17 protein-coding genes and 1 pseudogene are annotated in these 18,642 nt (G+C 52.4%); 3 read left to right on the top strand and 15 right to left on the bottom strand.

Annotation, left to right across the window (positions count from 1 at the left end):
• The first annotated feature begins 73 nt into the window (after nucleotides 1–73).
• Together ACFSDB_RS18300 and ACFSDB_RS18295 are read left to right on the top strand one after the other, a co-directional pair.
• Entirely contained in the window at nucleotides 74–628 is a 555-nt protein-coding gene (locus ACFSDB_RS18300; RefSeq protein WP_377340892.1) for a M15 family metallopeptidase, read from the top strand.
• A gap of 57 nt (nucleotides 629–685) precedes the next feature.
• Complete coding sequence (locus ACFSDB_RS18295; protein ID WP_204893321.1) at nucleotides 686–1,243, top strand: hypothetical protein; 558 nt, start codon at nucleotides 686–688, stop codon at nucleotides 1,241–1,243.
• Nucleotides 1,244–1,370: 127 nt separating this feature from the next.
• On the opposite strand, the gene ACFSDB_RS18290 is transcribed toward ACFSDB_RS18295, so the two are convergent.
• The gene (locus ACFSDB_RS18290; RefSeq protein WP_204893322.1) at nucleotides 1,371–2,636 is read right to left on the bottom strand and encodes an ABC transporter permease; all 1,266 of its coding nucleotides are present in this window, start codon (nucleotides 2,634–2,636) and stop codon (nucleotides 1,371–1,373) included.
• Nucleotides 2,626–3,324 (bottom strand): ABC transporter ATP-binding protein, encoded by a 699-nt coding sequence (locus ACFSDB_RS18285; protein ID WP_204893323.1) that lies wholly within the window; start codon nucleotides 3,322–3,324, stop codon nucleotides 2,626–2,628. Before ACFSDB_RS18285 ends, ACFSDB_RS18290 begins: the two co-directional genes overlap by 11 nt.
• A gap of 205 nt (nucleotides 3,325–3,529) precedes the next feature.
• Between ACFSDB_RS18285 and ACFSDB_RS18280 the strand changes: the two genes are divergently transcribed.
• The gene (locus ACFSDB_RS18280; protein WP_204893324.1) at nucleotides 3,530–4,576 is read left to right on the top strand and encodes a glycosyltransferase; all 1,047 of its coding nucleotides are present in this window, start codon (nucleotides 3,530–3,532) and stop codon (nucleotides 4,574–4,576) included.
• Between the two features lie 587 nt (nucleotides 4,577–5,163).
• On the opposite strand, the gene ACFSDB_RS18275 is transcribed toward ACFSDB_RS18280, so the two are convergent.
• The 13 genes and pseudogenes from ACFSDB_RS18275 to ACFSDB_RS18215 form a co-directional block, all read right to left on the bottom strand.
• On the bottom strand, nucleotides 5,164–5,445 hold the full coding sequence (locus tag ACFSDB_RS18275) for a glutaredoxin family protein (protein WP_204893325.1): 282 nt from the start codon (nucleotides 5,443–5,445) through the stop codon (nucleotides 5,164–5,166).
• A 26-nt stretch (nucleotides 5,446–5,471) separates the two neighbouring features.
• Nucleotides 5,472–7,928, bottom strand: coding sequence for a heavy metal translocating P-type ATPase (locus ACFSDB_RS18270; RefSeq protein ID WP_377340887.1), 2,457 nt, complete (start codon nucleotides 7,926–7,928; stop codon nucleotides 5,472–5,474).
• A 21-nt stretch (nucleotides 7,929–7,949) separates the two neighbouring features.
• Complete coding sequence (locus tag ACFSDB_RS18265) at nucleotides 7,950–8,408, bottom strand: CopY/TcrY family copper transport repressor (RefSeq protein WP_204893326.1); 459 nt, start codon at nucleotides 8,406–8,408, stop codon at nucleotides 7,950–7,952.
• Nucleotides 8,409–8,637: 229 nt separating this feature from the next.
• Nucleotides 8,638–9,336 carry a cytochrome c oxidase assembly protein gene (locus ACFSDB_RS18260; protein WP_377340885.1) on the bottom strand — a complete coding sequence of 233 codons (699 nt, stop codon included), beginning with the start codon at nucleotides 9,334–9,336 and terminating at the stop codon, nucleotides 8,638–8,640.
• A gap of 94 nt (nucleotides 9,337–9,430) precedes the next feature.
• Nucleotides 9,431–9,733: pseudogene (locus ACFSDB_RS18255) on the bottom strand (DUF2243 domain-containing protein); the annotation flags it as partial.
• A gap of 168 nt (nucleotides 9,734–9,901) precedes the next feature.
• Complete coding sequence (locus ACFSDB_RS18250; protein WP_204893327.1) at nucleotides 9,902–10,897, bottom strand: GNAT family N-acetyltransferase; 996 nt, start codon at nucleotides 10,895–10,897, stop codon at nucleotides 9,902–9,904.
• A 5-nt stretch (nucleotides 10,898–10,902) separates the two neighbouring features.
• On the bottom strand, nucleotides 10,903–11,565 hold the full coding sequence (locus ACFSDB_RS18245) for a Dph6-related ATP pyrophosphatase (protein ID WP_204893328.1): 663 nt from the start codon (nucleotides 11,563–11,565) through the stop codon (nucleotides 10,903–10,905).
• Between the two features lie 134 nt (nucleotides 11,566–11,699).
• Entirely contained in the window at nucleotides 11,700–13,082 is a 1,383-nt protein-coding gene (gene fumC, locus ACFSDB_RS18240; protein WP_204893329.1) for a class II fumarate hydratase, read from the bottom strand.
• A gap of 93 nt (nucleotides 13,083–13,175) precedes the next feature.
• Complete coding sequence (locus tag ACFSDB_RS18235) at nucleotides 13,176–14,666, bottom strand: UDP-N-acetylmuramoyl-L-alanyl-D-glutamate--2,6-diaminopimelate ligase (protein WP_204893330.1); 1,491 nt, start codon at nucleotides 14,664–14,666, stop codon at nucleotides 13,176–13,178.
• A gap of 226 nt (nucleotides 14,667–14,892) precedes the next feature.
• Nucleotides 14,893–16,425: an SPFH domain-containing protein gene (locus tag ACFSDB_RS18230; RefSeq protein ID WP_204893331.1), complete on the bottom strand. Its 1,533-nt coding sequence runs from the start codon at nucleotides 16,423–16,425 to the stop codon at nucleotides 14,893–14,895.
• An 18-nt stretch (nucleotides 16,426–16,443) separates the two neighbouring features.
• The gene (locus ACFSDB_RS18225) at nucleotides 16,444–16,974 is read right to left on the bottom strand and encodes an NfeD family protein (RefSeq protein ID WP_204893332.1); all 531 of its coding nucleotides are present in this window, start codon (nucleotides 16,972–16,974) and stop codon (nucleotides 16,444–16,446) included.
• A gap of 101 nt (nucleotides 16,975–17,075) precedes the next feature.
• Complete coding sequence (locus ACFSDB_RS18220; RefSeq protein ID WP_204893333.1) at nucleotides 17,076–17,789, bottom strand: hypothetical protein; 714 nt, start codon at nucleotides 17,787–17,789, stop codon at nucleotides 17,076–17,078.
• 73 nt (nucleotides 17,790–17,862) lie between these two features.
• On the bottom strand, nucleotides 17,863–18,405 hold the full coding sequence (locus ACFSDB_RS18215; RefSeq protein ID WP_204893334.1) for a P-loop NTPase family protein: 543 nt from the start codon (nucleotides 18,403–18,405) through the stop codon (nucleotides 17,863–17,865).
• Between the last annotated feature and the right edge of the window lie 237 nt (nucleotides 18,406–18,642).

Below are 18,642 nucleotides of genomic sequence, written 5' to 3'. Positions count from 1 at the left end.
CTATCCTATCAAAAACTCTCTTAGGATACTGCCGCAACGATTTTTGGTACAATAAAATCCAGAGGTGAACGAATTGAAACACGCCAAAACCGCTTTTTCCGTCTTGTTTCTGTTAGTGCTGGGCGGTTTTTTATTTGTATGGATCCAACGGGAAATGGAATTCCGGGAAGAATTGGAACAGCGTCCGCTGCCATCCGGGCTGCACCCCATCGTCGAGGAAAAAACCGATGAACTGGTGCGGCAAGCAGAAGCTGCGGGCATCAATATCCTGATTACGGATGGCTTCCGTTCAGTTGAAGAACAGAACGGCCTCCATGCCCAAGGCAGGGGCTCCCAAGGCAGCATCGTCACCCACGCGCGCGGCGGCGAATCCTACCACAATTACGGGTTGGCCATCGATTTCGCACTTCGCCTGAAAAATGGCGAAGTGGTCTGGGATACCGAACGGGACGGCAACGGTAATGGAAAGCGCGACTGGTTCGAAGTCGCAGCAATCGCCAAGGAGTTGGGCTTCACGTGGGGCGGCGACTGGCGGCACTTCAAAGACTATCCGCATTTGCAGATGTCGTTCGGCTTGTCGATCTCCGAACTGCAGCAGGGCTACCGCCCGGAAGACGTCATGGATTAGCTTCGCTGTAACGCCCAGGCCGTTGCTTCGTCTTATACAGTAAAGGGGCGATGGCGGATGAAGAAACGTGAGATTCTTTTATTGATGGCCATAACAGGTTTGTTGGCGGCTTGCGGAACAGCAGAGCAGCCAGGGGCAGCGCCAGATGACTGGGAAGCGAAGCCTTTTGCTGAAACGAACGAGGGCGATTTTATTTACCGTCTGGCGGCGGAAAGCGATTCGTTCAAAGCGGGCGGGCCGATCTCCATGTATGCGGAACTAGAATATACCGGCGAGCGTGACAGCATCGATATCTATCACGCCGCGTCGCCGTTCTATTTTCACCTGCATGAAAAAACCCGGGATTTCGAAGTCCCCTATCCTATGAACGAGCCGCTGATCACGACGACGCTTATCAAAGGCGAACCGCTGCGTGAACAGTACCGCGGCAGCGGAGGCTATGCACAAGAAGATCCGGAAGCGTACCAGGAATTCGTTCAAGGTGTGATGAACGGGCGCTTTCCGGAAGGCTTCTACGAAGTGGACGGTTCCGCCAATTTCTATACCGGAAATCCGGAGGCGGACAAGACCGATTACGACATCCACGCCGCCATCCGTTTCAAAGTTGTTGAGTGACAGGAAAAACCCGCCCGGTTCCAATGGAACCGGGCGGGTTTTGTGATTTGTTGCTGTATGCATTGCGGCAAATCGGTATTCACTTTCACAACGCTTGGTTTATTTGCGGAAACAGCTCTTTCCGCCCCTAAAGCTCTTGGCGCAGCGCCTGGATGACATCGATTCGCGTCGCTTTTCTGGCGGGACGCCAGCCGGACACCATGGCCACGCCGATGCTGATGGCAGCTGAAATAACAACGAGCTGCCACGGGATGACCGAAATCAGGATATCCACTTCATTGGCCCCTTCCTCGCCGAGCGAACTCATGACGAGAAGCGGCACAAGCCAATTCGCCAGCATGCTGATGGCGTAGGAAATCGCAACGGCGAGCACGGTGCCGATTACGCCGATTGCCGCGCTTTCCATCAAGAACAGCCGCTGGATCAGCTTCGGCTGCGCACCGATCGCTTTCATGACGCCGATTTCGCGCGTCCGTTCGGTTACGGCCATGGTCATTGTATTGAAAATACCGATGGAAGCAATCAATACCGCAATCGTCCCGACAAAAATGAGGCCAGCTTTCAGCACTGTGAAGAACATATTCATCGATCCGAGTTCTTCCGTGACCGAATAAACATAATACCCTTCATTTTTCAAAGCTTCGGTAATACCCCCGACACTTTGGAGGTCATCGGCAAAAACCGCGATTTCACTCGGCGATTTTTCAAGGCCCAGCTTTTCATTTATCGGCCCTGCCCAGCTTTCATCGATGTAGACGGAACCATCCGTCATCCAGTCTTTTGCCGGTTCTTCGGCAATGCCTGCGACCTTAAAGCGCCAGGTTGCCGGTTCTCCTTCACCTTCATAAGGAGTGAGTTCCATTTCAAACGTCTGTCCGATCACTGTCCCTTGGAATCCTTTCGGCTCATCGCCTTCCTGCTTTGCTTCTTCTTCCGTCAACAAGCCTGCAGAGAAATGGTAGCCTACAATCACTTCGTCATCTGACGCCGGCATTCTGCCTTCCGATAACGCAAGCCCCGCTTTCTGCTCGTTTTCAAGCCCCGTAAATATCGGCGACCCGAAACCGCTTCGCTCTCCAAGGCGGACCAACGCTTCTGCTTGTGGCCGGCTGCGTTCGGTCACCGCTATGACATGGTCCATCTCCCGCATGGCTCCTACGTCTACCGGCGTAATTGCGGCACCCTCCTCTTCCTTGCCTGCCACTTCGATTTTCGTCACCATATTATTGTCCAGCACGTCATCCGTCAACGTCTTATGGAGCCCGAAACCGACTGAGGCCAGCACGATAAGGAAAGCGCATCCCATCGTCGCCGCCAGAATGGTGGTCGCCACCCGGAGTTTATTGCGCTGCATATGTTGTTTGATAAAGCCGATCTGGTCCTTATACTGCATGCCGCTTTTCCCCTTTCATCAATTCGCCGTCTCGCAGGCGATACTGCCGATGAGCGATGCCGGCCACTTCATCGTCATGGGTGATGATGACAAAGGTAATCCCCAGATCCCGATTCAAGGAGCGGATGAGCTCCAGAATTTCCTGTTCGGTTTCTGAATCCAGGCTGCCCGTCGGTTCATCCGCCAAAATCACCGGCGGCTTTGTAATCAGCGCCCGGGCAATCGAGACGCGCTGCTGCTGGCCGCCTGAAAGTTCGTTCGGGTAGTGGCCGGCCACTTCCGTGAGGCCCACCGACGCCATCAGCCCGCGGACCGCCGCTTTTCGCTCCTCGTTTTCAATCCCTTTGATTTTCAACGGCAATTCAATGTTTTCAAAAGCGGTCAGCCCCGGCATGAGCTGGAAATTCTGGAACACGAAACCGAAATTCTCCAACCTGAACGCGGCCATTTGCGATTCGTTCAAAGCTGACGTTTCGTGTTTGTTAACCGTGACGGTTCCGGATTCGGGCGCCATGAAGCCTGCCAGGATATTGAGCAGTGTCGATTTTCCCGAGCCGCTTTTCCCCAGAATCGCTGCAATCTCCCCTTGCCGCACTTCCAATGTCACGCCTTTCAATACCGGAACAGTCTGTTCCTCCCCTTTTTTGCCGATGGCAAATGCATGGTGCAAATTGTTGATATAGATCAAAAAAATCGCTCCTTCCTCTTGCTTGTCCTTAGTATAAAAGGAAATTCTTAACAAACAGGAAGGGTCTTTCTGAAGAAATCCTTAAGAAAGCAATTAACTCCGCTGAAAGAAGGGTATCCATTCAATAAGCGTTTTGACTTGCCTGCAAGGATATGCAATCCTTGTTGATAGAGAAAGATACCAGCTGCTGAAAGGGGGGCGTTGCATGAAGCAGTACGCCATTGTGATTCCAGCATATAAACCGGATGAAAGATGCATCCATCTGATCCGCGATATTTTGGCGGCAGGGTTTCCTGAAGTGATTGTCATCGATGACGGCAGCGGCCCGGCGTACAGGGACATTTTCGAATCGCTTTCAGCCATCCCCGAAGTGACCTTATTGAGGCATGCAGCCAATCAAGGAAAAGGACGGGCACTGAAAACGGCTTTCCACTACATACTCAATAACAAGCTTCCCTACGAAGCGATCATCACCGCTGATGCCGATGGCCAGCACCTTGTCTCCGACATGCTCAAAATTGCACGCGGCCTGGAGGAAGAACCGCGCCACGTCGTGCTTGGGGCCCGCGATTTTACCCAGAAAGATGTGCCGTTCCGCAGCCGGTTCGGCAACCGGTTCACCCGCCTGCTGTTCCGGCTTTCGACCGGGACCGTCCTGTCCGATACCCAGACCGGGCTGCGGGGCATTCCCGTCAAGTACTTGGAGCGGCTGCTCGCCGTCTACGGCGAACGCTTCGAATACGAAATGAACATGCTGGCTGCGCTGAAAAAGAATTACATCCCGGTTTCAGAAGTGACAATCGAAACGGTGTACCTTGATGAAAACAAATCGTCCCATTTCAACCCGCTCCGGGATTCGTTCCACATCTATAAGGTTTTCTTGTTCTACGGCCTTTCGGGCGCGGCATCGTTCGGCCTCGATATCGGCCTTTACTGGATCTTCATCCAATTGCTGCGCGATGAAGCTCCCGAACTTTTCATTATTCTCGCGACCATTGCGGCACGCGTCCTGTCATCATTATTCAATTACTATATCAACCGCAATAAAGTCTTCGGGCAAGGGTCGCACAAATCGTTCATCCGCTACTACATCCTGGCAGCGTTCATCATGCTGGCTTCCGCCGGTTCGGTGCATTTGCTGTACGCCGAATGGCTTGGCCGCGGGGAAGTCATCCTGAAAGTCGGAGTCGACACCGTACTCTTCATCTTCGGCTTCATCGCCCAGCGCGCCTGGGTATTCCGGAAAGAATAAAAAAACTCCGCTTCCCTTTTTATTGAGGAGCGGAGTTTTCAGCTCGTTGAGAAAGATATAAAATGCTTTTCTCTTAACCGATATTCCGCAAAACAGCTGCGCTTGCCGCGGGCGAGCGCCAAGCCTCCTCAGTCGCTTCGAAAACCTTGTGCTCCTGCATCGCTTCGCTAGCTTCGTAGCAAATGGTTGAGCAAATTCCATTTGCTCAACCATTCCCTGCGGGGTCTCGGCTGTCTCGCTTTCCCGCAGGCAAGTATCGGCCAAACAGCATTTGGCCGGTACTTTGCGACGAAGCGTGTAGCGCTGCAGGAGCAGTACGGTTTTCTCCGCTGTTTTGCTCCATATCTCAGATAGCACTGTAAAAGCGGGTAGAGTTATCAGTTTTTAAGAGAGAAATCAGCGCCGGCGCGTCCAAGGGCTAGGCGAAGCTATGAGACGAGTGTACTTCTCGGCTCATGGCGGAAGCCATGCCCAAAGCGGCCGACGCGGTATAAGAAGTCTATTTCTTTTATCAACTAATCTAAAAAAGGTTTCTCGACATCCTAAAAACTCCGCTTCCCTTTTTACAAGGAAGCGGAGTTTTTGTTTTATCGAAGGCCGAGCAGGCTGTCGATTTCTTCTTTATTCATTTCAAATCCCGTGTAGTGCCGGACGAGCTTCCGCTTTCCGAAAAGCCCTTTTTTATAGAAGGCCAAAAGCGGAACAATCCGGTTGCCGGCCAGTTTCTTCATGTCTTCTTCCAATCCCATGTCTGCACTAACGTCTTTGTGTTCATACGGAATGCCTTTGGAAGCCAGATATGCTTTGGCATCCTGGCAATCCGAACACGTCGGGCGTGTGTAGAGGACAAGTTCCAAATCGCTGTTCATCGCTATCGCTCCTTTTGTTTGCCTGCTTATGCCGCAGCTGGTTTAAAGCCTTTCAAGCGCAGCGCGTTGATCAAGACGGAAACCGAACTGAAGCTCATCGCTGCTCCCGCAATCATCGGGTTGAGCAGCGGGCCGCCAAACAAGAACAGGATGCCCATCGCGACCGGGATGCCCATGACGTTATAGGCAAATGCCCAGAACAAGTTTTGGCGGATGTTCTTGATGGTCGATTTGCTCAGCTCTACGGCTGTCAGCACGTCCATCAAATCGCTTCGCATCAGGATGATATCCGCTGATTCCATGGCCACGTCCGTGCCGGTGCCGATGGCAATCCCGACATCCGCTTGGGCAAGGGCCGGCGCATCATTGATGCCGTCGCCGACCATGGCGATTTTTCTTCCGCCGGCCTGCAGTTTCTTCACTTCATTCGCTTTGTCTTCCGGCAGAACTTCGCTCAGTACCCGCGTGATGCCGACTTGTTTTGCAATGGCTTCTGCTGTCAGCTTGTTGTCGCCGGTCAGCATCGCCACTTCAATGCCCATTGCTTGGAGTTTCTTCACCGCAGCAACGCTGGAAGGTTTGATGGTGTCTGCCACTGCAATAACGCCGGCAGGCTGTTCATCGATTGCAACAAACATCAACGATTTCCCTTCACCGGCAAGGCGATCTGCCGCTTCGAGCGCATCGCCGAAGCGGATGCCTTTTTTGTCCATCAGCTTCCGGTTGCCGATCGCTACCGTGCGGCCATCCACTTCCACTTCGATTCCGTATCCCGGAACTGCCTGGAAGCCAGCCGCCTGGCCTAACGCCAAGCCTTTTTCAGCCGCTGCTTTGACAATCGCTTCGCCAATCGGGTGCTCTGACCCTTTTTCAGCCGCCGCAGCAAGGGCCAGAAGTTCATCCGAAGCAATCTCGTTGTTGGCTCCGACAATATCGGTCACTTTCAATTTCCCTTCGGTGATAGTCCCAGTTTTATCAAAAACGATCGTTTCCACTTTATGCGTGGTTTCGAGCGCTTCGCCGCTCTTGATCAGGACGCCGTATTCAGCGCCTTTTCCGGTGCCGACCATGATGGCGGTCGGTGTCGCAAGCCCGAGCGCACAAGGGCAGGCAATTACAAGCACGGAGATGGCGATCGTCAAGGCGAATACGCCGGTCTGTCCGCCCAAATACCAAGCAGCGCCTGATAGGAGCGCCAGCACAATGACAATCGGCACGAAATAGCCAGAAATGATGTCCGCCAGTTTGGCGATCGGCGCTTTCGAACCTTGGGCGTCTTCAACCAATTTGATGATTTGTGCGAGAGTGGTATCCTTGCCTACTTTTGTCGCCTTATAGCGGATAGCCCCGTTTTTATTGATGCTCGCACTGACAATGGTATCGCCAGGCCCTTTTTCGCTCGGCAGGCTTTCGCCTGTCAGCATCGACTCATCCACTGCGGTCTTGCCTTCTATGACAATGCCGTCCACCGGCATTCTTTCGCCCGGCTTAACGACCAGGATATCCCCGACCACCACTTCATCGACCGAAATTTCCTGTTCCTGCCTGCCTCGGACGACCATTGCTGTCTTCGGTGCCATGCCCATCAATTTCTTAATGGCTTCAGACGTTTTCCCTTTGGATAGCGCTTCAAAATATTTCCCTAAAGTGATTAATGTCAAAATCACAGCAGCCGACTCGTAATACAGGTTGTCGGCGTTGTGGTCGTTGCTTGCAAACATCAGTGCGGTGACCGCCAGACTGTAAACGAATGCGGCACTTGTTCCGAGTGCGACAAGCGAATCCATATTCGGATGCCCCTTGAACAAGGTTCTGAAGCCGACTGTGAAGAATTTGCCGCCGAGGATCATCACCGGAATGGTCAATAGGAGCTGGATCAGTGCAAAATTCGTGTGGTTGACTTCCGGATCGATGATGGACGGCAAAGGCATGCCGAACATATGGCCCATCGAGATGAGCAGAAGCGGCACTGTAAAGACGGCTGACAGCCAGAAGCGCCGCCACATTTCTTTGATGTGCTGTTCTTTTTTCTCTTTGTCTTCATCCGCCGATTCCTGCGTGGCGGCATCTTCTTGAATTTCATAACCGGCATCGACAACTGCCGCTTTGATCTCCCCGACACTTAACGATGCGGGATCGTATTGGATGGCCATCTTTTCAGTAGCCAAGTTCACATTTGACTGAATAACGCCCGGCAATTTCCGGGTCGCTTTTTCAACCGATTGGACGCAGGAAGCACAAGTCATCCCTTCAACCACGAACGTTTTCGTTACGGTGTCGGTCAGTGCTTTATAACCCGCATCTTCCACCGCTTCCTGTATATCTTGCACGGATACGACACCTTCGTCGTACACAACTTTCACTTTTTCTGTCGCCAGGTTGACATTCGATTCAGTCACGCCAGGCAATTTCTTGATGGCTTTTTCAACTGATTGCGCACAAGATGCGCATGTCATCCCTTCGACATTCAATAATTTTTCCACGGTTTTTCACTCCTCTTCCCATTAATGGCAGCTAATCTGATGATGTTCCTTGCACTTGCACTGGCCAGGCACACAATTACATGCCACTTCATCCACCGCTTCCGGCGCTTTCGCTTCCAGCGCCTCTGCCAGCAGCCGGATATCTTCATGGCTCAGTTCCGCTTTCGAAATCATTTCGGCGATTGTCTTGCCGACTGCGCGGCTGCAGATTTGGCCGAATAGCCGGTCTGTCGCGCTCTTGACGCTTCCTTCTTCGCTGATCGCCGCGGAATAAATGAATTTATTGCCTTGCGGCTCTGCTAGCAGGACGCCTTTTTTAACGAGACGGCCAATAAAAGTCTTGGTAGTCGCCGGCTTCCAGTCTTTCTTTTCCTGCAGCACTTCGACCACTTCTTTGCTCGTCGCTTGTCCGAGCGTCCAGACCACACGCATGATTTCCCACTCCGAATCAGTGATTTCCACTTTTTCTTCGACAGTCATTTCCTCACAACCCTTCGGTTACATTTGTAATCGTTAATTGAAGTTTACAACTGTAATCGATCCTTGTCAACCACTTTGTTCCTAAAAAAAACTGCGCTTCTGTTCTGGAATTCCAGAACAGAAACGCAGCTTCTTTTATTTCAGCAGATCCGGCTGCAGCCCTTTCCGCGGCGCAGCTGAACGGTACCATTGATAGCAAAGTATGATGATCAACGCCAGATCAACGGCATCACCGCCGTAATACATCAATAGCGTCCCCCGCTTCTCCGTCCGCTCCTGGGACACCGGCCGGTGGATTGGCATAAATCAGCTTCGCCAGGATTTTATGCCCCGCTAGCGCCAGGATCAAAACGGCCGAGCGCAAAATGAAGCCATAGCGGTGAGGGGCCACATCGACGTAGATGATGGACATCGTAAACAGATATCCGGCCAGGAAGACATGGAGATGGACGAACGCATACAGCCAGGCCGAGTCATGCATCGCTTCAAAAAGGCCGGTTAGATAAAGTGCGTACAGCCCGCCGACATTCAAAAGGGCGGCTGCCGCCGGATGGCTGGCCAACTGAAGCCACCGGCTCTTCAACAGCCGGGACAGCCTTCTCGCCGAAGGCACACTCAATGTTCTTAACAATAGCACGGCCGGCTTTGCGTAAAGCAGCAGCAGCGGCGCAAGCATGCCAAGCAGCAAATGCCTGGCCATATGGGCCTTGAAATTCGAATGGGCAAGCTCCCCGATCGGCCCGAGGAGCGCTGCAGCTGCCGAAGCGAGCCCGGCATACCAGAATAAATAGCGGCGCACCGGCCATTTTCTGTATTTTTCCCCTGATGCAGCAGCCGCTATGGTGTAAACGACAAAAAGCGCGGCAAGCAGCCATGCCGCGGCTTCCATCCCTCCGAAACCGGGTGCCCCGTGGCCATGTCCCGCCATTCGATCGCCTTTCTTCCACGGCGGACTTTTTCGACTGCATCATCAGGAAAATGCCGATTCCCAATAGAGCCGCCCCGAACAGATTCCACGCCAAATCGTATGGCAGCAGGTCAACGCCATAACGCACTTGGTGGGTCCGCAGGACTTTGTGGTCGATGAGGCCGTCAAATAATTGAAAGCCGCCGAGCCCGATGAACACAGCAGCCGTCCATCTTTTCATCCAGACAGCGCTGCGCCTTCTAAGATCTGCGAACAGGAACAAGCCGCCGATCGCTGCAAACCAGGCGAATGAATTCAGCAAGCCATCGGCGAATATTCCGATGCGCGGTGTTGATAAATCATAGAAATGATGCCATTGCAGCAATTGATGGAAAATCACTTCATCCACAAACGCCATTAGCCCGATGCCGAACAGAAGGCCGGACCACAAGTTGCGTGAAGCATGCTCCTTCTGAAATCCCTCACGGTTTTGCCTATCCGACCGCTCCGACTGGATTGCCATCCCTTCCCCTTCTTTCCATCAGGTTTTCTAAGAACATACCCCTCCGGAACCGCTATAAACCCTTTACCGTCCGTGCGCCCAAGCGATGCGCGGATCAATCTGGCGGCTCATGCGCACCATGACCGGCTCGAAGCCGAGGCGCGGCCAGAAGTAGGAAGCCAAGTGATTGGCCGTGCGCCAGTCTGTATAAATAAAGTCGAATCCTTCTTTCTGCAATTCCGCGAAGCATTGGTTGGCCATGGACCGGCCGACGCCTCTTCCGCGAAGGTCCGGATTGGTTGATGCCGCCGGCAGCTCGATGCATTTTTCAGGCATCACCAGATTGAACGGATCCCCGTCTTTGTAATAGACATGGAAGCCTGCAACTTGTTCCCCTTGCTCCGCAATCCAGACATAGGAATTCTCTTCTTCCGAGATTTCTTCATACCCCTTTTTCACTTCTTCCATTGTTTCTTTTGTAATGGGGTTCCAGGAAGGCGCAGCGGTCTGATGGATGCTGTTCCACAACGCCATCTTTTTATAGAGCTGGACATCCCCTTTAGTGCCGCGCCGGATCTTCAGCGGCGGCTCAGGCACCACTTCTTTCGGCTCGTATTGATCCAACGGCAGGACTGCGTATTTCTGTTCAAAATGGAATGACTGGTCAAGCCATTCGGATAGCAGCTTCTGCTCACCGAGCGGCACCATCAGGGCATGGGTAAAATAGCCGTGCTTGACCCATTCCGCTCCGGCATCGGCATAGAGGAGGCGGACCAGCCGGGGGTGTTCATGTTCGCTGATGGCTATCGATTCATAGTCCATCCAGACATATCTGCCGCGCTCGGCATTTTCCTTGAATTCGTACAGCAAATAGCCGATGACATCAATTCCACGAACAGCAACGATGCCCCCGATAAACGGGCGCTCCAGCATTTTCCGGATCACCGCTTCCGCCTCATCGATTTCTTCGAAGCGCGCCGGCAGAAACGGAAAGATCTTCCGCTCCCGTTCCTGGCGCTTGGCAAGCAAGGCTGCCATCTGGCGGATGTGTTTTTCTTCCATGCCCATAAACCGAATCATTGCACTCACTCCTTGGTCTGAAGTTTTACCTCGAGCATATGATAGTTCCCATTTTCCACTCTGTCTCCAAAAACTACTGGGACCGGTTCGACAAAAATCGGGCCGTCGACGATGACGGTATGGAACTCCCCTTCTTCGCCGCAGGCGTCCACACCGCTCGCTTCAAGCTCCTCGATCAGGCTTTCATTGAATTCACGGCCTAGGAAGCGTTTGTCCAATCGCTCCGTGTCCACGACCGTGATGACCGCCTTAAACCCTTCCCGAATCAGTTCCAGCAACAGCTCTTTCCGCGGCTCCTGCCACAACGGATGGTTCGCTTCCACGCCAGCTATGGCGCTAACCTTCTGCACCCAAGCCAAATGATCTTCCAAATCGATGTCGCCATAGACGCCCATCCCGACGCCTTCTTCTTTGAAGTGCCTCAGCTGCCGGATAAATTCATCCTCATAGCCGGACCAGTCCGCTTTGCCGACGACCAGCGGCAGGCCCATCCGCGCCGCCTGCGCTTCCATAACCTCGAGCGGGAGCCCGTGCGAACGGGACCGCGAACCGTCTTTTTCAAACATGGTGAACAGGGCTGCCGGCACGTGGCCGGCCATGACTGCCCGGTAGTACGCGAGCGCCGAATCTTTTCCGCCGCTCCAGGACATAACAAATGTTTTTTGCATATTGCACCTCTTTTTCCGCTTTTCGCTACCCTTCCCTAGTTCGACGCTGGCCCACAAAAAACCTGCGGAACCCGGCAAGATTGCCGCTGTCAAATAAAAAAACAGCTGCAAAAATCTGCAGCTGCCCATTCAAATCATTTGCCTACCATATTCTCCGGACGTACCCATTCGTCGAATTGGTCAGCCGTCAAATGTCCGCTCTTCACTGCAGACTCTTTTAATGTTGTGCCTTCTTTATGTGCCTGTTTCGCAATCGCTGCCGCTTTTTCGTAGCCGATATGCGGGTTCAGAGACGTAACGAGCATCAATGAATTGCTCACGTGGTTTTGGATCACTTCAAGGTTCGCTTCGATGCCTACTGCACAGTTGTCGTTAAAGCTGATCAAGCTGTCTGTCAACAAACGCACCGATTGCAGGAAGTTGTATGCAATAACCGGTTTGAAGACGTTCAACTCGAAGTTCCCTTGGCTTGCTGCAAATCCGATTGTTGCGTCGTTGCCCATAACTTGAGCGGCAACCATCGTCAATGCTTCGCTTTGTGTCGGATTGACTTTCCCTGGCATGATGGAGCTGCCCGGCTCGTTTTCCGGAATCGTGATTTCGCCGATGCCGCTGCGCGGACCGCTTGCCAGCCAGCGAACATCGTTGGCAATCTTCATGGCGTCCGCTGCAAGCGCTTTGATCGCACCGTGCGTATAAACCATTTCGTCATGACTTGTCAGCGCATGGAATTTGTTTTCAGCTGATGTGAATGCAGTGCCGACTGATTCTGCGATGAATTCCGCAACAGACGGGCCGAATGTCGGGTCCGCGTTGATGCCTGTGCCGACTGCTGTTCCGCCGATGGCGAGTTCACGCATTTCTTCAACGCTCGCACGGATCATGCGCTCGCTTTTCTCGAGCATGTGCCGCCAGCCGCTAATTTCCTGGCCAAGCGTCAAAGGCGTTGCGTCTTGCAGATGTGTGCGTCCGATTTTAATGATGTCGTCGAAACGCTTCGCTTTTTCATCAAGCGTCGCTTTCAATTTCTGGATGGCCGGAACCAGGTTTTCCGTAACGGCTAAAACGCCTGCTACGTGCATCGCTGTCGGATATGTATCGTTCGAGCTCTGCGACATGTTGACGTCGTCGTTCGGGTGAAGCTTTTCATCTGACGATTGCTCCGCCAGGATTTCGTTTCCGCGGCGAGCCAGAACTTCGTTCATGTTCATATTGGACTGCGTGCCGCTTCCTGTCTGCCAAACCACTAGCGGAAAATGGTCGTTCCATTTGCCTTCGATCACTTCGTTCGCTGCCGCTTCGATTGCTTTCATCTTCGCTTCGGAAAGCTTGCCAAGTTTGTGGTTTGCTTTCGCTGCCGCTTTTTTCAATTGGGCAAATGCCATGACCACTTCATGCGGCATGCGCTCGGTGCCGATCGCAAAGTTCTGGAGGCTGCGCTGCGTTTGCGCTGCCCACATTTTGTCCGCTTCTACCTGAATTTCGCCCATCGTGTCTTTCTCTGTACGATATTGCATTCCATTCACTCCAATTCGTATGTCGTTATGTAGCCTTCTCTTCTATTAAACACAAGGAGCACGAAAAAAGCGACCTTTCCACTCAAAAAACCGCTAGTTCTGCCCCTGGAAATACCCTTCGATAATTTCTTCATCCGAGTGCGGCACGAATTCACCGCGCACTTTCTGGGCTCCGTTGATGCAGCCGCTTGACAGCAGGACAATATCATCCGGTCCGCTTTCTTTCAATGCGGCCATCACGGCCTCTTTGCGGGTAGGCGCTGTCACGACTTGCTGCTTATAAGGAACCGTAAAGCCCTTCAGCACTTCATTGACGACGTCTTCCGGGTCATTAAAGTCCGGATGGTCGACGGTGACGATGATGACGTCGGCCTTCCCTTCTGCCGCTTTTGCCATCTTCGGCATTTTTCCGAAATCCCGGATGCCAATCCCCGCAATCAAGGCAATCAGGCGGTTATGCGGCAGCTTGCCCACTTCCCGCATGACCAGGTCAAGCGCCACTGGCGTATGGGCGTAATCCAGGATGATCTTCCGGCCCTCGGGACCCGGAATCACTTGGAACCGGCCTTCGACTTGCGGCATGCGCGGCAGGACGCGGAGAATCTCTTCCATGGTGGCGCCGGACAACAAGGCGGCCGCAATGGCAGCTGTCAGATTTCCGGCATTGTACTCTCCGAACAGCGGCACCTCCACTTGGTACATCTGATTGCCATAGCGCAAATCGAACCGCATGCCGGAGCCGCTGCTGTCGAGGTTGCCCCAAACCAGATCCGCCCCCGTATCGGCAGAGCGGCTGTAGCTGAGCGACGGATAATTGACTGCCGCCAAAATCTGTTCGGCCATGCCGTCGTCGTCCAGATTGACCACTGCGCTTTTCGCTTGGGCAAACAGCAGCAATTTGCTGTTCAAGTAATGCTCGAAGGTCTTGTGGTATTCAAGATGCTCCTCGGAAATATTAGTATGGATGGCGACATCGAAATCGATGCCTTCCACGCGCTTTTGGTCCAATGCAATCGACGATACTTCCATCGATACCGCTGTGTCGCCATGGGAGACCAGCTGCGAAAATATCTGGTGGATGTCCGAAGAAATCGGCGTGGTCGGTGTGCTTTTTTTATAAGGGAATTTCCCGTCGGAATTGAAGACGCCGGTCGTTCCGATAAATCCGCTGCGGATTCCGAGCAGATTGAATAAATTATAGACATAGGTCGCTGTGGTCGTTTTGCCGTTCGTGCCGGTGACGCCGACTTTGATGAGCCGGTCTTTGGCGTCTTCGAAGAAAAAGATCGACGCGTAGGCCAGCGCACGGCGCACATCCGCTACAACGATGAACGAGATGCTGTTATGCTGCTTTGCATATTGCGCCAATAACTCCGCATCGGACCCGATGATCGCCGCCGCCCCTTTTTCGATCGCTTCCGGGATATAGAGATGGCCGTCTGTATTTTCACCGGCCACACAGAAGAACGCAGCACCGTTGCTTACGTCATTGGAATTATATACAAGAGAACTGATTGTTTGTTCTGCAGGACCAAACTGTTCTGTGATTGGAAAATCTGGAATGTGGTCGAATTGCATATTCATTGAGCACCTCTTAACGTAAGAATAAGTACGGTTTCATGGATTCTTCTCTACATAAGACTCGTGTCATTATTCTATCATTTCCCGGTAGGCGCGGAAACCGTTTAAGAAAAACTGCCGTATTTTTTTGTGATTCTTTAGTCATAAGCCCTTTTAAACCCATATTTTTACAAAAAAATCAAAGAAAAGCCGGCAATCAAAGCGATAATGCTTTTTTGCCGGCTTCCCCTTATTTGATTTGCTGTTCTTTGGCATTTCCGTCTTTTTCACTGAGCTCGTAGCGCAATTGCTCGAGCGCCGGGGCATAATCCGATTTGCCTGTAAGATTTTCAAGCATTTCCTTCACATCAATGCCTGATGATTCTTTCAGCGTTTCCTGCAGGGAACTCATCAAGTTCGTTGCGTAGGAAGTCACGCGGTTTGCGCCGCCGCCTTCTCCGCCGCCGGTATCCACAACGGTGATCTTATCGATATTGCCAAGCGGCGCAGCAATCTGCTTCGCATACTCCGGCAGCATATTGACGATCATATCAAGCGTTGCAGCTTGGCCGTACATTTCAAACGCTTCGGCGATTTTGCGCTTCGCCTCCGCTTCTGCGAGACCTTTCAAGCGGATGATGTCTGCTTCCGATTCACCTTGTGCCCGCTGTGACTCAGCTTTTGCAAGGCCGTCCAGACGGATTTTCTCAGCATCGGCTTTCGCCATCGCTTCCACGCGGTATTTCTGTGCATCGGCTTCTGCCAACTGCTTGGACTTCTCCGCTGCTGCAGCCTGCTCGACCGAGTAGCGGTCTGCATCGGCTTTTTTCTTCACTTCGGAATCGTACTGGCGCTCACGACGCTGGATTTCTTTTTCTTCCAGTTCGATCTGCTTCTGGCGCTCGATGATGCGGATCTGCATTTCCTGCTCCACAACTTCCTGCTTCGAACGGGCTGTTTCCAGCTCATACGCCTGGTCGGCACGGGCTTTCGCACTGTCCTGCTCCCGCTTGTATTCCGCCACTTTCAATAAATTCTCTTTTTCCGCTTCCGCGATTTCCGTGGCGCGTTCGATTTCAGCACGCTGTGCGTCTTTTCCGGCTTCTGCGCGTTTGATGCGCGTCTGCATTTCCGACTCGGCTGTGGCAATATCGGCATCGCGTTTCACTTGTGCTATCCGCGCTTTACCGAGTGAATCCAAATAGCCGTTTTTGTCGCGGACGTCCTTGATGGTGAACGAGACGATGATCAAGCCCATCTTCGCCAGATCATTGGATGCGACGCGCTGCACTTCCTGGGAGAACTTGTCCCGGTTTTTGTAGATTTCCTCTACCGTCATCGAACCGAGGATCGACCGCAGATGCCCTTCAAGCACTTCTTTCGCTTCGTTTTCACGGTCCTCTTTCGATTTCCCTAAGAATTGTTCTGCCGCCGTCGCAATTTCTGAAATCGACCCGCCGATTTTGATGATGGCGGTCCCATCGGCCATGACCGGCACGCCTTGTTCGGTATAGACTTCCGGTGTCGTCACTTCAAGTTTGCTGGATAACAAGCTGAGCGGTGCTGCCTGCTGGAACACCGGCAGCAGGAACGTCCCGCCGCCTCTTATAATTTTGATGCGGTTGCCGGAATCGTCCGTATGGACGTTCTTCGAACCCAGGTAGCTCCCTGTGACGATCAGCGCCTCATCCGGTCCTACCGTCTTGTATTTCGTAATGTAGACGCCCACAATCGCTAAAATAATAAACGCTGCGACTCCAATTGCAATCCATGTCATTTCCATCTCATTTCCCCCTATTTTTTATTTTATGGACATTGGTTCATAATCCCGGACATACAATGTGCCGTCAGCCACTTCGATGATCAGGACGCTTTTGCCATGCTCGATCGCTTCGTTGTCGTAGCCGGTGGCGCGTTTGGAAATGATGCCTCCGTAAGTTTCGATGACCACCTCGCCGTAGCCATCCACCGGGATCGGTGTGATGACCTTGGCGACTTGCCCTGCAAGTGACTCATCGGTATAGGCAATGGACGATTCTGCCGAAGCGAGCGGTACCAGGACGAAGAAATAAAGCAAGAGGTCCAGGAAGAAAGCTCCTGCCGCTGCCGCCAATAAGATAGCAGCACTGCTCCAATCCGTTGCCGCCTCAAGCAGATAGCCCCCGGCTGACAGCAAGGTGAAAAAAGCGAGCAGGACAGCCGGATTCAAAAACGGCACTCCTTCCCCTGCATCCGCTACATCCCCGAAAAAGACATACAGTACGGTCAACGCCCCGGAAAAAATCAGTATGTACATATACAATTGCTCCATCGGCAACCCGAACACCTCCATTGCCAGAACCTCCCATAAGAGTATTTATTTCTCTTGTCTTATATACGGGCCATCCGCTATTAAGTTTCAGAATTGTTGAATAAAAAATAAAAACCTGTCCGTTAACGGACAGGTTTTGCAAATTGAAGTTCATGGAAGCCTTTGGCGATTTGGAGGCCGATTCCGACGAAGCCGTCTGCCAGCAATTCCTGCTGCTTTTCCAGATCGTCGATTTTGCCCGATGTATAGCCGGTGTATTCTGGCGCGGCATCCTGCAGGTCTTTCACGAGGATATAGCGCAACATGCCGTCGTACTTCTCTTTCAAGGCACCGATGTGCATCCCTTGTGAAAACTTGTCTTTCAAGCTCGGGATATTCAGCGGTGCGACTGTGCAGCACACATACCGGAAATGCCCTGCCAGATTCGGCAATTCTTTCATGATCACGTCTGCCAGCTTTTGCTGAAGCCGGTTGCCGCGGTATTCCGGCAATACGACCGAGATTTCCTGGTAGATTACATGGGGCAGGTCTTCTTCCGGGAGGCCCAGGTCATAGCCGAGATGTTCTGCATCGATTTCCGGTACCAGCAACGCACGGAAACCGATCAGCCGATTTTCGGCATACGCCCCGACCAGCAGGCCGCGTTCGTTCAAAATGAACAGAAATTCCTCTGTGCTCAATGGCTGAAGCGTACCTTTGTCCGGAAGCGAATCGATGACGTGCTGCTGAATTTTTTCGATTTCCGGCAGGTCTTCGAGGTACAAGCGCTTCATGTTCAGCGGCTCTTTCTTGTTGAGCGCCTGGTTCGTGATGGTGCCCTCATATAGATTGTTCATGGCGCATTCTCCTAATGGTGGGATTTCATACGTTAAGAATAGCATGTCTTTTCTAGGCCCGGGAGGATTTTTTTTATTGTACCTTTTTCCTGCGGTTCTCCCCCTGCCCTGACAGGAAACCGTTAATCTGCTCTTTGCTCGCGAGCAATACCGGCCGGTTGCGGGGATCCATCTCCCGGAAAGCCGCGAGACGCTGCCGCATCTCCGTTTTCCGCCTTCCATAAGTGGTGATGATGAATTTCAGGAATTTCCATTCCATCCTCTCTGGACAGCCTTCGCCCATATCGTGACGGGTCCGGCCGATATTCGTCAGCCAGCGCTTCAACACCCGGTACAGGCAGACCCGAAGCGGCAGCTCCAAATAAATAAGGGTATCCGCCCGGGACAGACGGAGATCGATGGTGGAAGAATAATTGCCTTCGATGATCCAGGCGTCTTCTTTGACCAGCTCTTCAAGCGCTTCCCTGAATTCGTCTTTATCCGCCTCGACCCACCCGGGCTTCCAATGATAGCGGTCTAAATGATAGACCGGCAAACCCAATTCCTCTCCGAGCGCTCTTGCAAACGTCGACTTTCCGACGCCTGCTGAAACTCCGACAACCATGATTCTCCCCATCTTTCCATCCCCTTTTTTTCAGCTGGGCAAGTCTTGTCCCAGTTGCTTTTCCATAGACAATCCGAATAGTTGATTATACAATTTCAGCTTTTCGCTTGCAATATGAAAATGACCGTGTTATTCTAAGGAAGAATTATTTTTGTTCGGATAACTTTTAACAAAGTGTCAGATGTTCATCTGCAAGATTTGAGCAAGGATAGTAATACAATGTATGCATATGCATACGAGGAGGAAACA

Origin of the sequence: Planococcus chinensis (assembly GCF_042681545.1) — a bacterium.
Lineage (GTDB): Bacteria > Bacillota > Bacilli > Bacillales_A > Planococcaceae > Planococcus > Planococcus chinensis.
The sequence above is the reverse complement of the archived record's forward strand: the minus strand, read 5'-3'. Positions and strand labels throughout refer to the sequence as shown.